Here is a 14,242-nt window from a genome sequence, read left to right on the forward strand (position 1 = left end):
ATCATGCGATCTTTTGAAAATAAAATAGTGGTTATAACCGGTGCAGGAAAAGGTATTGGACGGTACGTAGCTTTGGCTTATGCAAGAGAAGGGGCGAAACTTGCAATTCTTGACAGAAACGCGGACGATTTAAAGGAAACTGAAAATCTGGTACGCGAAAAAGGAGCAAAAGTTTTTTCAAGGATCGTGGATCTCACTCAGCCAGTTGACATTGCTGATACTTTCAGAGAAATTAAATCAGAATACGGGAAAGTCGATATTTTGATTAATAATGCAGGATTAGGAAAAAGCAAGTCGCCCTATGAACTGGACATTGATGATTGGGATTACGTATTAAATACAAATTTGAGAGGCACATTTATTTGTAGCCGAGAATCCGCCAAAATAATGAAGGAAAATGGAGGAGGGGCGATCATTAATATTTCGTCAACCCGGGCACTGATGTCAGAACCAAATACGGAAGCTTATGCAGCATCGAAGGGAGGAATTCTGGCTTTAACGCATGCGATGGCAGTTTCACTTGGGCCGGACAAAATTATGGTGAATGCGATAAGTCCGGGTTGGATAGAGACTGGTGATTATTCTCAACTGAAACCACTTGATCACCAACAACATCCGGCAGGCCGGGTCGGGAAGCCGGAAGACATTTCCAGGGCGTGTTTATTTTTAACAAATCCTGAAAATAATTTTATAACGGGTACAAATTTAGTCATTGACGGAGGCATGACCCGGAAAATGATTTATGAAGAATGAACGGAAATGATAACTGCTACGGGCAAACGTAACATATCTTTTTAGCGCGCAGTAGGTATTAAAGTGCCTCCTGAGCCTAAAAAAACACTTTTTTCGTCAAGAAACAAAAAACACGCAGGTTTCAAAATGAACCCGCGTGTCAAATTACACTTCATCAACAAACTAAAAACCAAATAAAACTACTACGAAAAAAATCGCTTGTCAAGTTTTTTTTGCTGTAGGAGGGGGATTCGAACCACCCACGGTGCGGTTAGCCGCGATACAAAATACTGTTGGTGGTCCACCCCAGTCGACTCTCGTCGGCATTATACCGTGTTTATCCCTGATTCACCACCCCCGAGACAGGAGGGCATGGCTGCCAATTTCATCACCCTACAATGTGATATTTTGTCGATTCCAGATTTTAAAATAAATTGTCTTCCCTGGAATGACAATGCAAAAGTAAGGCGTAAAATTTTAATTATAAAATATTTGCATAAAAAAATCGAAAAATTTACGATATTTCTATAAATTGCTTAAAATCATTGCCAAAAATTCAATAAAAATCCTCTTTATGCAGAAATATTCAGATATAGACAGTACTGATTTAAGAATTCTATCGCTGCTGATCGAGAATGCTGCGCTTCCCTATACTGAGATAGGAAAGCGCGTATTTGTGTCCGGCGGTACGGTTCACGTGCGTATGAAGAAGATGGAGCAGCTCGGTATTGTCAAAGGTTCACAACTATTGATCGATCCGGCCAAACTGGGGTGGGATATCAGTGCTTTTCTTGGTGTTTATCTTGATAAAAGTTCTCTGTATGAACAGGTAGCACAAGAACTGGAACGAATTCCGGAAGTAGTAAATATTCATTATACTACCGGAATCTATAGTATTTTTATCAAAATTGTTTGTCGGGATACAGGTCATTTAAGAGAGATTCTTCATGACAAAATTCAAAAAGTCAGTGGAATTCAGCGAACAGAGACATTTATTTCGTTAGAGGAACGTATTAATCGCTCCATTCCACTTACAGACGACTGATAATTTACTAAATACTTATTTTTAATCAAATTTTAATCTTGCTTATTGTATATATAAAAAACTTATATATATTTGTAAGGTAAAAACTGACTTATGGATACGAACACAACAAGCAACGAATACGTGCGTGGTACGCTGAAAACCATTGTTCTAAATTTACTGGCTGAGGAAAAGCGTATGTATGGTTATGAAATTACCCAGGAGGTTAAAGAGCGGACAGGCGGGGCGATTGCATTAACCTTTGGTGCGTTATATCCAGTGTTACACAAATTGGAACAGGAAGGGCTTCTTGTGACTGAATCTGTCGAAGTTGACGGTCGCTTAAGGAAATATTATTCGCTGACAACGCCGGGAAACGAAGCCGCGCGTGTTAAGACGGATGATCTCGAACGATTTGTAGATGCGATCCGTTTATTGCTTGCGCCGAAAAGTCTGGCGACTGAATAACAGATCATTGGCTAATAGTTTTTATAAATCCTGTAATACCCTAATCTACTTTACAGATGAAACGCCTTCAAGAAAACAAAATAGAATTGCTCAGCAATTATTTGAAAAAGAGTGGGTTGAGTGCGGAATTACTTCCTGAAATTCTCGATCACCTGGCGTGCGAAGCAGAAGAAAGACTTTGGGACGGGGATTCGTTTGAGCATGCTTTTAGCGGAATCGTTGAAACAGCTGATCCGGAAACGCTCCATGTATTGAGTGTTGAACATAATCATCTATTAGCCATGGAAAAAACATTAAATGACATCGTTTTTGAAGGACGAAACAAATCTTACGGAGCTTATCAGCTTCGAAAAGGGTATAACAGCACAATGCAGCGCTCACTTTTGCTGGGGGTGACGTTCTTTTTACTCATTATGCTGTTGCCGAATTTGTATGCTCGACTGGTACCTGAGCCTGAAAAGGATGATATTGGTTTTCAGGTCGAACTGATAACAGTGGATGTCAAACCAGAAGTAACGCCGCCGCCAGTACCGGTTGAACCTCCGAAGGCAGAACCTCAGCCTAACACAGTGAAATCTCCGTCCTTTGATGTTTTGCCTGATAATATGGTGGTGGAGGAAGCAACGCCGCCAACAGTGGACGATTTGGAGCATGCGTTACCTGGAGAAAAAACGATTGAAGGAAATTCGGATATGATGGACATCGTTCCTCCGGCAGCAGAAGCTCCGGCTGGAAAAGGCAAGGCAGTGGAAGCTGAGGCTCCAAAAGAAGAAACTTTTTTAGTCGTTGAACAGGCGCCCGCGTATTTAGGGGGTAATGCAGCCATGGCTGAATTTCTAAGAAAAAACCTGAAATACCCCTCTCAGGCATCAAGGGCGAATATTCAAGGAAGAGTTTTTGTTTCTTTTATTGTGGGCTCTGATGGTAAGATTGAGGATGTGAAAACGCTCAAAGGGATCGGGTTTGGTTGTGATGAAGAGGCAGAGCGCGTTATCAAATTGATGCCAAACTGGAAAGCTGGACGTCAGTCAGGGAATCCTGTGCGTGTTCGTTTTAACTTGCCAATTGTGTTTCAGCTCGACTAGTTTCCAACGGAAGAGTTTAGTGAATCTAGTAAATATTTGAAAAAATCCTCGCCATTTGCGGGGATTTTTTCGTTTTTTTGTATTTCAAATGCAATTCAAAATAACTGTTTAAGAGTTCCAGCTAACACGATTTGTTTACCTATGCAGATATTCGTTAAGTAATGTACGCCATTGTTGATATAGAGACAACCGGAGGAGGAGGAAATGCTCGTATAACTGAAATAGCTGTTTTTCGTCATAATGGAGTAGAAGTTGTCGACTTCTTTCATTCCCTGATCAATCCTGAAATATTTATTCCACCATTTATTACCCGCCTTACCGGTATTGATAACCTGATGGTTCAGGATGCGCCGACGTTTTCGGAGGTTCAGGATGCGGTTCGTCAGTTGACGCTTGACGCATGGTTTGTAGCGCACAACGCAAAATTTGATTATGGATTTTTGAAAAAAGAATTCGGCGCTCTGGATGAATATTTTCAGCGAGATTTGCTATGTACTGTGCAGTTAAGCCGAAAAATATTTCCCGGGTTGAAATCGTACAGTTTAGGAAATCTATGTGAAAGCCTTCAGATATTAATTGAAAACCGTCACCGCGCCCAGGGCGATGCCGCCGCTACCGTAAAACTTTTTGAATTGCTTCTGCAAAATGACCTGCAAAAATTGATTCCGATGGATTACGCGTAAATCCTGGCATGATTGCTCAGATACATGTGGAATGATTTTTATAATAGTGAGAGGTATATAAATTAACCTAAATTATTATACGCATGAAAGCTTACATGAACTTCCTCATCGTCTTTTTCCTAATGATTGGCTTAACCAGCTGCGAACTTGCCGGAGGCATTTTCAAAGGTGGTATGTGGGTGGGGGCAATCCTAGTCATCGCTGTTATAGGTTTAGTTATCTGGTTATTCACCAAAATGCTTGGAGGCAATAAGAGCTAAAAAAGCACTAACGATAAATACGGGACAGAGCTAAGTCGGAAAATGACTGCTCTGTCCTTTTTTTAATGCCTTGTCTATGAGATTCTTGCCATTTTGTTGAATAAAAGTAGTTGAAAAATAGCGTTATCATTTGTTTATACCATTTCTCTCATACATCTTTGCACTCTGAACAAGGGGGATTAGCTCATTTGGCTAGAGCGCTTCGCTGGCAGTGAAGAGGTGATCGGTTCGAATCCGATATTCTCCACAAACCGATGTTTAAAACAAAAAGCTACCTGGAGAGGTAGCTTTTTGTTTTAAAGGATGTCCAGGACCGGCGCCAAAGCTCCAAATGGCGTTGGAGCTCTGGCCGACAAATACTTTTTAAGATTTCCCATCCGTTGTTAGGACTGACTGTACTGCTTTTTGAATAGAGAAATCACAAGTCAGCATTCTTCAGAATTTCTTTCGTTTTGTGCATATGGAAGCCGATTTTTTCCGGACTTAGCCAAGTTAAAAAATTGTTAAGCTTTTAGAAATCATCTGGATAAAATTGTTGGCGATGTAGTTTTACAGCCTAACTACTCACAATTATTATGTTCCAAAAAACTACAATCTCAGCCTGCACTTTACTGGCATTACTTGCCTTAGGTTGCACAGATCATTCTATTGAACAACCTGGAAACGAAAATCCAGCATCATTTAGCGAGGTGGCCCAGATAGATTTAGGGGGCGCGGCAGCGTCCGAGATCTCGGCATACGATCCTACAACGAAAAGACTTTTTAATGTCAATAACGAAGCAACTGCAATCGTAGATGTGCTTGATCTTTCTTCATTTCCAGCGATCAAGAAATTACAGCCTATCAATGTTTCGGCGTTGGGTGGTGTTGCCAATAGTGTGGCAGTGTCGGATGGGAAGCTCGCTATTGCACTTGAAGCGACTAACAAGCAGCAGAATGGCAGTGTCATTCTTATAAATACATCAACACTTACGCAAATCAAACAAGTAACGGTCGGTGCTTTGCCGGATATGGTTACTTTCAGTCCTGACGGAAAGTACATCGTCACCGCGAATGAGGGAGAACCGAATGCGGATTATACCGTCGATCCGGAAGGTTCTGTATCAATCATTAATGTGCAGGATAATTACAATGTGAAAACGCTGTCATTTGGTGGATTTGCAGGTTCATACATGCAGTTAGCAGCCAATGGTTTTCGTATTTACGGCCCAAAGGCAACATTTGCACAGGATGTCGAACCTGAGTATGTCGCCATTTCAGAAAATTCAAAAAAGGCTTTTGTGACTTTACAAGAGAACAACGGGATCGCAGAAGTTGATCTTGAAAACGGAGTCATTTTAAAAATTAACCCGCTCGGTACTAAAGACTATAATCTGGCGGCGAATGCGATTGACCCGAGTGATAGGGATAATAAAGTTGCGTTGGCGCAATGGCCCGTCAAATCATTTTTTCTTCCGGATGCTGTTTCCTATTTTTCAGTGAATGGGGCCGGGTATCTTATTACAGCTAATGAAGGCGATGCACGGGAATATGCTGCATTTGATGAGCAGGCGCGTGTAAGTTCTCTCAAATTGGATGCATCAGCATTTCCCAACGCTGTGTCTTTGAAACTACCGGAAAATATTGGCCGTCTGCGTGTGACCAGTACCTTGGGCGATACGGATAATGACGGAGACTATGACGTGCTTTATGGTTTTGGCGGCCGCGGTTTTAGTATCTACAACGCTGAAACTGGACAGTCGGTTTACGACTCAGGGAAAAGTCTGGAAGAAGAAGTAATTAAAGCTAACATCTACGACGATGATCGCTCAGACGATAAAGGCGTTGAACCGGAGGGAGTTACCATTGGCTGGATGAATAATAGTCCGGTTGCATTCATCGCGCTTGAACGAGTGGATGCCATCGCCGTATATGATGTACGTAACCCAATGGCTCCCAAATTTCTTCAAATGATCAAAACAGGAGATGCTCCGGAAGGTATTTTATTTATATCAGCGGATAAAAGCCCAAATGGCAAAGCTATGCTTGTATCGTCTAACGAGGGGGATGGAACGGTGAAGTTCTATCAGACAATTTAAATTTAGGGCCGTCGGAGTTACCATTTACCGGAAACCCGGCGGTCTACAATCAAATCCGGATGTTAATTCTACAAAAACAATGGCTTGATAGTTGCTTTATCCTTATAATTATCTGTGAGTTAGCGACGATCAATCATTAAGTGTGCGTTGCGTGAACAGGTTTTTCTACTCTTACTGCTATTTTTTAAAATTCCAGTTACTATTCTGATAATCTCGAATTCAAACGAGATTCAGAAAAATAACATAATAGAAATATAGAAATAATACTACACAAATGTAGAATGCAATTATAATAATTCCTATAAATAAATTTTATTATTCAGTAATTTGATTAAAATTTACTCAGTAATCATATCGCCTGCTTCCAGGATATGGTTACAATTTCCAATGGAGGTTTCATAGTTTATTTTTTATCTGAAATTGACCGATTTTGCAATAAAAACGTCCGATTTCGGACACTACTGCTCCCCCTAATCCTTCAAAATGGTTCTAAGACGCATTTTGATGAACTGGTATGAATATTTTATACAAGGAACTATGTTATGCAATGTACCGTAATATTTGGTAATTTTGCATAAGGTGTATTAGCCATGAAAAATATTCTAACAGTACTCAATTTACTTTGCAATGATCCGGAACTACTTTAAAATCGCCTGGCGGAATTTGTTACGCAATCGTGTTTTTTCTGCAATCAACATCGTGGGCCTTGCGATCGGCCTTGCTTCATGTATGCTGATTAGTTTGTATGTACTTGATGAGCTAAGTTTTGATCGGTACAACGAGAAAGCCGATCAGATTGTGCGTGTTGTATTCAAGGGGACGATGAACGGCGGAAAAATAAACGAGGCACACGTGATGCCTCCTACCGGGCCAACTTTGAAAGACGAGTATCCCGAAGTGCTGGAAGCAACACGTCTGCGACAGGCAGGACGACCGAAAGTGATTATTGGAAATAAGCAATATTCTGACGAGAACATGGCTTTTGTCGATGCTAATTTTTTTAAAGTTTTTACATTACCCTTCATAAATGGAGATGAAGAAACCGCATTAAAGGAGCCAAATACTATTGTTATTACAGAAAATGCGGCAGTCAAATATTTTGGCGGCACGGATGCTGTTGGTAAAATATTAAAGTTTAAAGGATCAGATAGCCCATTAAAAGTAACCGGTGTGATCAAGGAAGTTCCTGTCAACTCTCATTTTCGGTACGAGCTTTTTGGTTCCATGGGAGGACTGGAAGAGTCTCGCTCTGATTCCTGGATGGTGTCAGAATTTTTCACATATCTCCTTTTACAAAAGGGATATGATTACAAAAGGCTTGAAGCAAAATTGCCTCAGACAGTCGAAAAATATATGGGGCCTCAATTGAAAAAAGCGATGGGCATTTCGTTGACGGAATTTCGTAAGTCTGGCAATGATATCGGATTACACCTGCAGCCGTTGACTGATATCCATTTGTATGGCGATGCAGTGTATGATTTAAGCAATAGCGGCGATATTAAATACGTATATATTTTTGGTGGAGTTGCGGTAATTATGCTGGTCATCGCTTGCATTAATTTCATGAATCTTTCCACGGCTGGTTCTTCGAAACGAGCAAGAGAAGTGGGTGTCAGAAAAGTAATGGGCTCAGAGAAAAGAGAGCTGATATTGCAGTTTTTGTTAGAATCAGTCTTGCTAACGTCCATAGCATTGATCCTGGCAACAATTTTTGGTTTTCTGGCCTTGCCTCTTTTTAATGATTTATCTGGCAAAGATTTATCGTTGCAGCTTAAATCAGTACCACAAATCCTTCCTTATCTGTTACTTTTTGGCCTATTGATCGGACTTTTATCAGGCAGTTATCCGGCATTCTACTTATCATCCTTCAAACCAATTTCGGTGTTGAAGGGCAGATTCAATTTCGATAAGAAGAGTATCAGCCTGAGAAGCGGGTTGGTTGTTGTGCAGTTTTTCATTTCCATCACTTTAATGATCGGAACTACTGTGGTTTATCAGCAACTTAAATTCATTCAAAACAAAAAACTGGGTTATAGCAAAGATCAAGTCCTGGTTTTGGATACCTGGTCGTTGGGAAAAAACCAACGGGCTTTTCATGACGAGCTTTTACGAGATCCAAATGTTGTCAGTGTGAGCGCTTCTGGTTTTCTGCCTGCCGGTCCGTCTAACAATAATAATTACATGGTTTTTCCGGACGGGAATAATTCCACGTTAGTAAAAACACTTCGCTATGAAGTTGACTATCAATATATTCCAACTCTGGGTATGGAAATGGCTTACGGACGAAATTTTTCAAAAGATTTTGGAAACGATTCTTCGGGTGTGATTATTAACGAGACTGCCGCCAGTATGTTGGGATGGAAAAATAATGCGCTGGACCACACGATAAGCAGAGCAAATAACGAGGGTCAAACATCAACTTTTCGTGTAATCGGGGTCGTTAAAGATTTTCACTTCCAGTCTCTCCATGAGCGCATTAGTCCTTTGGTGATGACACTCAGCGGCGAAGCGGGAACTACAATTGTAAAGTTGAAAGCGAAAAATGTAAAAGATGTACTCGCGAAAATGAAAATAACCTGGGACAGCTTCAAACCTGAAAATCCTTTTGAGTATACATTTCTTGATGAAAGGTTTAACAACACGTACAAGGCGGAACAAAAGACGGGGCAGATTCTGGGAGTTTTCGCGGGACTGACAATTTTTGTAGCATGTCTTGGTTTGTTTGGGCTGGCTACGTTTACTGCTGAGCAAAGAACGAGAGAAATAGGCGTACGAAAGGTATTGGGCGCATCTGTCTCAGGGATCGTCATGTTACTTTCCAGGGATTTTATTAAGCTGGTAGGCATCGCCATTATTGTCGCAATGCCAGTTGCCTGGTACGGAATGAATAAATGGCTTCAGGAATTCGAATACAGAATTGAAATTTCATGGTGGATGCTTTCACTTGCTGGCATTTTATCCATTGCAGTTGCGGTGTTTACAGTTTCATTTCAATCAGTTAAAGCCGCTTTGATGGATCCTGTGAAAAGCCTTCGGTCTGAGTAGGACCATGTTTGTTCGGAATTTCAAAGACTCGGATTGTAAACAGTTTTTGGAATTTCGGGTATATAATCCCCGAACAAATGCAGGCGATCGTTGAAGTTACTCATAAAGCTGACTTGAAAGTCACCGCTCATGCGCCATATGACGAAATTATCGCATATGCATTCATCACTGGTGTCGGTGGGATTGAACATGGTTATGGAATTTCAGAAAGTACACTGTGATCAATGGCTTTGAAAGGAACTTATCCAGTTCCGATATGTATTTATACGGGCCGAAATCACCTGGCGCTGAGGCGAAAAATGCAGCTGCTTCATATCTGGAAGCTGGTTTGGCGCTGGAAGATGTGTTGCGGATCAGTGCTTATAACTGAGCAGTCGCCTTCTGGCAAAAGAATTTGCTTGGTGTAATTAACGAGGGTGCATTTGCGGATATCGTTGCTTTTGATGGAAATCTGGAAAAAGACTTGGTGAAACTTCTTTATGGTAAAGTGAATTTTGTAAAAAAGAATGGAAAAATTTATTTGAATAGCGGGAAGCGATCTCCTCTAAATCAAGATTGAAACTAACAACCCTTCATTAACTTTTCATGAAGGGTTACTAATTCAAAGAAACCAGATTAATCTACCAACCCGTTCAACTTCGCAAACGGGTCATGATGAGGATCCGTATTCCATTCATATTCGGCACCATTTGCTACTTTAATCGCGGTTTCTCTTCCAAATAATTTGTCTATAAGCGCCAATGCCATGTCGGTTCCGGCAGAAATTCCGGAAGAAGTAAAATATTTACCATCTTCCACCCATCTTGCCTGCGCAACCCATTTCACCTTTTCCCCCTGGCTCGTCGCCCATTTATACGAGCGCTTGTTCGTGGTGGCTTTTAGCCCGTCGATAAGACCTGTTTTGGCAAGCACAGCGGAGCCGGTACAAATGGAAGCAACGTGAGGAGTCGCTTCTGCCATTGATTTGAATGAAGCCAGAAAGGGAGCATTATTAACTTCCCGGCGCGTTCCCATTCCTCCGGGGATCATCACGATATCCAGCTTTGGAGCATTGTCAAATGTATAATCAACAGCTACGGCCGGGCCCGCGCTGCTTTTGATATTTCCGGCTTTCTCACCGATCATATAAATCGTCACTTTGTCTTTCAAGGCCCCAAACATTTCCAGAGGCCCGAAGGTGTCGAGCAACTGGAATCCTTCAAAAACGACCATGCCAAGAATCATTTTCTTGTCTTCCGCCTGCGTTGTAATATTTCCTTGTTTGGTTTTTGCCATACCGGATAGGGGTAAAATTGATAGTGCAGACAAAGCCGTTCCTGTTGCTGAGAGCGACATAAATGTTCGCCTTGACAGAAAACGTGACTTGCAATTATCATGTGTAGATTGGTTTTTCATAGGAGTGATTATTTATATTTATCCGTCAATTTACCAAACAAAATCGGTTTTACCGGAAGATATTTACCAGAAGAAAAACATACTTTTATTTTATCAGGAAATCGTATTCTTAGTTGTGTCAATTTTTGGAAAACATAATTAAATAACGAGTCATGAAAAACGTAATTTTGGACTTGGCAGTGATGCCGGATGGTTTTATTGAAGGACCAGATGGTGAGATCGACTGGTGTGTAAATAGATGAAGGTATTAAATTCGACGAGTTCCTTACGGATATCGATATGATCTTTCATGTCCGTTTGAGTTAAAATCTTTGGGAACCGTATCAACCGGATTAAAATGTCTCGGAAACAGAAAGAAAATCTCTGGTAAAGTGTTCTCAACAAATAGAAATACGTTTTCTCACGAAATCCAAAAAGAGATAATTACGATAACTTTTATTAGTTCGGATATCTTGGAAAAAACTGAAGCGATTAAAAGAGCGTGGGGGGGATAGGTGATATGGCGGCAGTAGCCAGATAACCATATATCTGATATCAATCAAAGGGTAAATTTAGTTCTGGATAAAATGTAATGGTGTCTGGATCTGGCGTTACAATGCTTCCTTATCATCGGAAATAATGAAAAAACTTGGGGACCCAGACGATAAAGATCCAATCCCCAAATTCTGTATTATCCTTTTCCTTCCACGCCTGGCTTTGTTTCTATGGCAGCTTTTTTACGAAAACCTGAAAATACCATCGGATTTTTGGCAGGCCTTTCATCGCCCAATAAAACACCCCATTGTTTAAAAATGTCGGTACGGTCAAAAATTACTTTCAATACCGCGATGATCGGCATGGATAAAAACATTCCGGAAACACCTGCAATACTACCGCCGATAACTACTCCCAGAATCGAGAAGAGTGCATTGATTTTGACTTTTGAACCTACAATGCGAGGCATAAGTATATTATTATCCAGGAACTGAATTCCGGCAATTACACACAAAACGGTGACAATCGGCCACAGTTCTGTTGAGGAAGTAAGTGTAAGCAGTACGCCGATCACGTTTCCGATCAAAGCGCCGATGTAAGGAATCAGATTTAGAAAAGCGAAAATGACACCGATCAATAAAGCGTGTTTTATCCCTATAATCATTAAAATTCCCCCGAGAAGTATCGTCATATACGTAACCTGTATCAACAATCCGATCAGATAACTTTTTATAATCGTTTCTGTTTCGTAAATAGCTTCTTTCACTTTCGGATGATGGCTTTCGCTGAACCACATAAAGATGAAACGCAGAAGAATGTCCTTATAAAAAAGGATCAGATAAATGTAAATGGGCAGCAGGCCGACAAAGACAAATAATGAGCTTAGCGTCACGGCAACGCCGCTCATTTTTTTTCCCGCAAAGCTGACCACCTCATTTGTGTTTTTATTAATAAAATCGACTTGCTCTTTTGCAGAATAATCGCTGATGCTTGAAATCCAGTCACTAAGCGATTTTAAATGAATACTGACATTGTTTTTGATGCGCGGAAAATCTTCGACCAGATTACTTACCTGCGCTGAAAAAAACCAGACAATTCCGGCCAGCAGGATAACGAGCATTAATATAGGTAAGACAATAGCCAGCGCTTCAGGGAATTTGTACTTCTTTAAAAAACGAAAAACGGGAAGCAGCACCAGGCTGATAAAAAAGGCCATGATCACCGGCATGATGATGTCGCTGCCAATAACGAGTATAGTCCCCAGCAATACGAGACCGAGCAATTCAATAGAACGTTTGACAGTTAGAGGTATATCATTCATTTGTGGATGTGTTTAATTGGTGCAAGAATTGTTTTTGATAAATTATAAAAATTATACGTAAATTGTTTCCCTTTCACACATGAAAAACAATCGGTTTCGTTAGCCATCTCCTCTCTGAATAGTATTTGGAATTCCATTTATTTACACAATAAAAGTGTACCATCAATAATTATCGGCTTTGTTGGATTAAAAATCCCGTTCGCGGCAATTTTCAGGAACAATTATTTTAAAGGCGCTGCAAACAAACTTTACTTCAACATGAAAATGATAAGAAATAGTATCGGACTTTTGGCGCTGGCGACGATGCTGGTATGTAGCTCATGCGGCAAGGAAAAGTCATCGGATTCTGACAGTGGCTCGGATTCACAAACTACACCAAACGATAGTTCCGGGGTTGAAAGCAAAGCTGCCATGGGTACAGATGAAGGCAGGCAAAAGGAAGTTTCAGGGTATCCGTCCAACCAGGCCAACCTGAACAGCGATTCGACAAGAAGGCTGCATGATATCGACACAACCGAAAAAGCAACGACAAAAGATAAGCCCAACAAGCATCAGTAATTGTTATTTTAATAATGGTATACCAAGTACAGCCATACTTTCATTAAATATCACATCATGAAAAATGCAGGAAATACAATGCCATTGATATCCAAAAAAACTGCTCTCTTTGCCGCATTGGGTGTCGGATTATTTGCTTTGGCAAAAACCGTTTACAACGAAATGACAAAATATGATCTGCGCGGGAAAGTGGTGCTGGTTACGGGTGGTTCCCGAGGCCTCGGATTGGCAATGGCCAGAGTATTAGCTGAAAAAGGCGCGAAAATTGTGATCTGTGCAAGAACAGAAGAACAGCTGGAAGATGCAAAAATGGATTTGCTTAACAGAGGTGCGGAGGTGCTTGCCGTGGAAGCTGATGTAAGTATACAAAATGATGTAGCAAGAGTGATTCAAAGAACGCTCAACCGGTTCGGCCAGCTTGATGTCGTGATTAACAATGCAGGAATCATGATGGTTGGTGCGGAAGATGTTATGGAAGTGGAGGAATATAAAAAGGTGATGGACAGTAATCTCTGGTCAGCATTGTACACGATCAAAGCGGCACTCCCTCAATTTTTATCGCAGGGAGAAGGCAGAATTGTGAATATCTGTTCCATTGGCGGCAAGATTGCGGTACCACATATGCTTCCTTACAGCGTAAGCAAGTTTGCGATGGTTGGTCTGTCGGAGGGGCTGGGAGCGGAGCTGAAAAAGGACAATATTCACGTAACAACAGTCATTCCGAATCTGATGCGCACCGGAAGCCCGAGAAATGTATGGGTTAAGGGCGATCACAAGGCAGAATATGAGTGGTTTAAATTAGCAGATTCATTGCCAATGCTATCTCAAAATGCGGACGATGCAGCGAAATCAATTATTGAGGCGTTGGAATTTGGGACAAATGAGGTTATTCTTACTCAAACTGCCAAAGTTGTCGTAGCATTACAAGGGCTTATTCCCGGCGGAATTAATTCGATCATGCAGCTCGCTAATCGTTTTTTACCAAAAAGCGGAAACGATCATGAGATGAAACGAGGGTGGGAGAGTGAAACGAAGTTGTCTAACAGCTGGCTCGCCTCTCTAACCAACGATGCTGCCGTGAAATTCAACGAAGTTTAGATTCCGAACAACATAAAAGTA

The 14,242-nt window shown here is 41.1% G+C and carries 13 protein-coding genes and 1 tRNA gene; 12 read left to right on the forward strand and 2 right to left on the reverse strand.

Features of this window, described 5'->3' with window-relative positions; genetic code table 11:
* The first annotated feature begins 3 nt into the window (after positions 1-3).
* The 10 genes from BMY70_RS19165 (at position 4) to BMY70_RS30965 (ending at position 9,596) form a co-directional block, all read left to right on the forward strand.
* Positions 4-753: an SDR family NAD(P)-dependent oxidoreductase gene (locus BMY70_RS19165; RefSeq protein WP_090338313.1), complete on the forward strand. Its 750-nt coding sequence runs from the start codon at positions 4-6 to the stop codon at positions 751-753.
* A gap of 553 nt (positions 754-1,306) precedes the next feature.
* Complete coding sequence (locus tag BMY70_RS19170; RefSeq protein ID WP_090337915.1) at positions 1,307-1,777, forward strand: Lrp/AsnC ligand binding domain-containing protein; 471 nt, start codon at positions 1,307-1,309, stop codon at positions 1,775-1,777.
* A 93-nt stretch (positions 1,778-1,870) separates the two neighbouring features.
* Positions 1,871-2,224 (forward strand): PadR family transcriptional regulator, encoded by a 354-nt coding sequence (locus BMY70_RS19175; RefSeq protein ID WP_090337916.1) that lies wholly within the window; start codon positions 1,871-1,873, stop codon positions 2,222-2,224.
* A 56-nt stretch (positions 2,225-2,280) separates the two neighbouring features.
* On the forward strand, positions 2,281-3,309 hold the full coding sequence (locus tag BMY70_RS19180; RefSeq protein ID WP_090337917.1) for an energy transducer TonB: 1,029 nt from the start codon (positions 2,281-2,283) through the stop codon (positions 3,307-3,309).
* A 161-nt stretch (positions 3,310-3,470) separates the two neighbouring features.
* Entirely contained in the window at positions 3,471-3,992 is a 522-nt protein-coding gene (locus BMY70_RS19185; protein WP_090337918.1) for a 3'-5' exonuclease, read from the forward strand.
* 83 nt (positions 3,993-4,075) lie between these two features.
* Positions 4,076-4,252, forward strand: a complete 177-nt coding sequence (locus tag BMY70_RS30960) for a hypothetical protein (RefSeq protein WP_177197074.1) — start codon at positions 4,076-4,078, stop codon at positions 4,250-4,252.
* A gap of 173 nt (positions 4,253-4,425) precedes the next feature.
* Positions 4,426-4,499: transfer RNA gene (locus tag BMY70_RS19190), tRNA-Ala, on the forward strand.
* Between the two features lie 328 nt (positions 4,500-4,827).
* Positions 4,828-6,330, forward strand: coding sequence for a choice-of-anchor I family protein (locus BMY70_RS19195; RefSeq protein WP_090337919.1), 1,503 nt, complete (start codon positions 4,828-4,830; stop codon positions 6,328-6,330).
* A 627-nt stretch (positions 6,331-6,957) separates the two neighbouring features.
* Positions 6,958-9,375, forward strand: coding sequence for an ABC transporter permease (locus tag BMY70_RS19200; RefSeq protein ID WP_090337920.1), 2,418 nt, complete (start codon positions 6,958-6,960; stop codon positions 9,373-9,375).
* Positions 9,376-9,452: 77 nt separating this feature from the next.
* A complete protein-coding gene (locus BMY70_RS30965) occupies positions 9,453-9,596 on the forward strand; it encodes a hypothetical protein (protein WP_177197075.1) in 144 nt (47 codons plus the stop codon).
* Positions 9,597-9,990: 394 nt separating this feature from the next.
* Here the strand turns inward: BMY70_RS30965 and BMY70_RS19210 are convergent, their stop codons facing one another.
* Both BMY70_RS19210 and BMY70_RS19215 read right to left on the reverse strand, forming a co-directional pair.
* Positions 9,991-10,770, reverse strand: coding sequence for a DJ-1/PfpI family protein (locus BMY70_RS19210; RefSeq protein WP_218148651.1), 780 nt, complete (start codon positions 10,768-10,770; stop codon positions 9,991-9,993).
* A gap of 670 nt (positions 10,771-11,440) precedes the next feature.
* On the reverse strand, positions 11,441-12,565 hold the full coding sequence (locus BMY70_RS19215) for an AI-2E family transporter (RefSeq protein ID WP_090337923.1): 1,125 nt from the start codon (positions 12,563-12,565) through the stop codon (positions 11,441-11,443).
* Positions 12,566-12,823: 258 nt separating this feature from the next.
* Between BMY70_RS19215 and BMY70_RS19220 the strand changes: the two genes are divergently transcribed.
* Positions 12,824-13,123, forward strand: a complete 300-nt coding sequence (locus tag BMY70_RS19220; protein ID WP_090337924.1) for a hypothetical protein — start codon at positions 12,824-12,826, stop codon at positions 13,121-13,123.
* A gap of 57 nt (positions 13,124-13,180) precedes the next feature.
* A complete protein-coding gene (locus BMY70_RS19225) occupies positions 13,181-14,221 on the forward strand; it encodes an SDR family NAD(P)-dependent oxidoreductase (protein ID WP_090337925.1) in 1,041 nt (346 codons plus the stop codon).
* Positions 14,222-14,242 lie beyond the last annotated feature (21 nt).

The sequence above is a fragment of the Dyadobacter koreensis genome, from assembly GCF_900108855.1.
GTDB lineage: Bacteria > Bacteroidota > Bacteroidia > Cytophagales > Spirosomataceae > Dyadobacter > Dyadobacter koreensis.

Bases quoted from the DNA above. Each gene is read 5' to 3' on its own strand.
- BMY70_RS19165 (WP_090338313.1), top strand. From the start codon at position 4: ATGCGATCTTTTGAAAATAAAATAGTGGTTATAACCGGTGCAGGAAAA.
- BMY70_RS19170 (WP_090337915.1), top strand. From the start codon at position 1,307: ATGCAGAAATATTCAGATATAGACAGTACTGATTTAAGAATTCTATCG.
- BMY70_RS19175 (WP_090337916.1), top strand. From the start codon at position 1,871: ATGGATACGAACACAACAAGCAACGAATACGTGCGTGGTACGCTGAAA.
- BMY70_RS19180 (WP_090337917.1), top strand. From the start codon at position 2,281: ATGAAACGCCTTCAAGAAAACAAAATAGAATTGCTCAGCAATTATTTG.
- BMY70_RS19185 (WP_090337918.1), top strand. From the start codon at position 3,471: ATGTACGCCATTGTTGATATAGAGACAACCGGAGGAGGAGGAAATGCT.
- BMY70_RS30960 (WP_177197074.1), top strand. From the start codon at position 4,076: ATGAAAGCTTACATGAACTTCCTCATCGTCTTTTTCCTAATGATTGGC.
- BMY70_RS19195 (WP_090337919.1), top strand. From the start codon at position 4,828: ATGTTCCAAAAAACTACAATCTCAGCCTGCACTTTACTGGCATTACTT.
- BMY70_RS19200 (WP_090337920.1), top strand. From the start codon at position 6,958: ATGATCCGGAACTACTTTAAAATCGCCTGGCGGAATTTGTTACGCAAT.
- BMY70_RS30965 (WP_177197075.1), top strand. From the start codon at position 9,453: ATGCAGGCGATCGTTGAAGTTACTCATAAAGCTGACTTGAAAGTCACC.
- BMY70_RS19210 (WP_218148651.1), bottom strand. From the start codon at position 10,770: ATGAAAAACCAATCTACACATGATAATTGCAAGTCACGTTTTCTGTCA.
- BMY70_RS19215 (WP_090337923.1), bottom strand. From the start codon at position 12,565: ATGAATGATATACCTCTAACTGTCAAACGTTCTATTGAATTGCTCGGT.
- BMY70_RS19220 (WP_090337924.1), top strand. From the start codon at position 12,824: ATGAAAATGATAAGAAATAGTATCGGACTTTTGGCGCTGGCGACGATG.
- BMY70_RS19225 (WP_090337925.1), top strand. From the start codon at position 13,181: ATGAAAAATGCAGGAAATACAATGCCATTGATATCCAAAAAAACTGCT.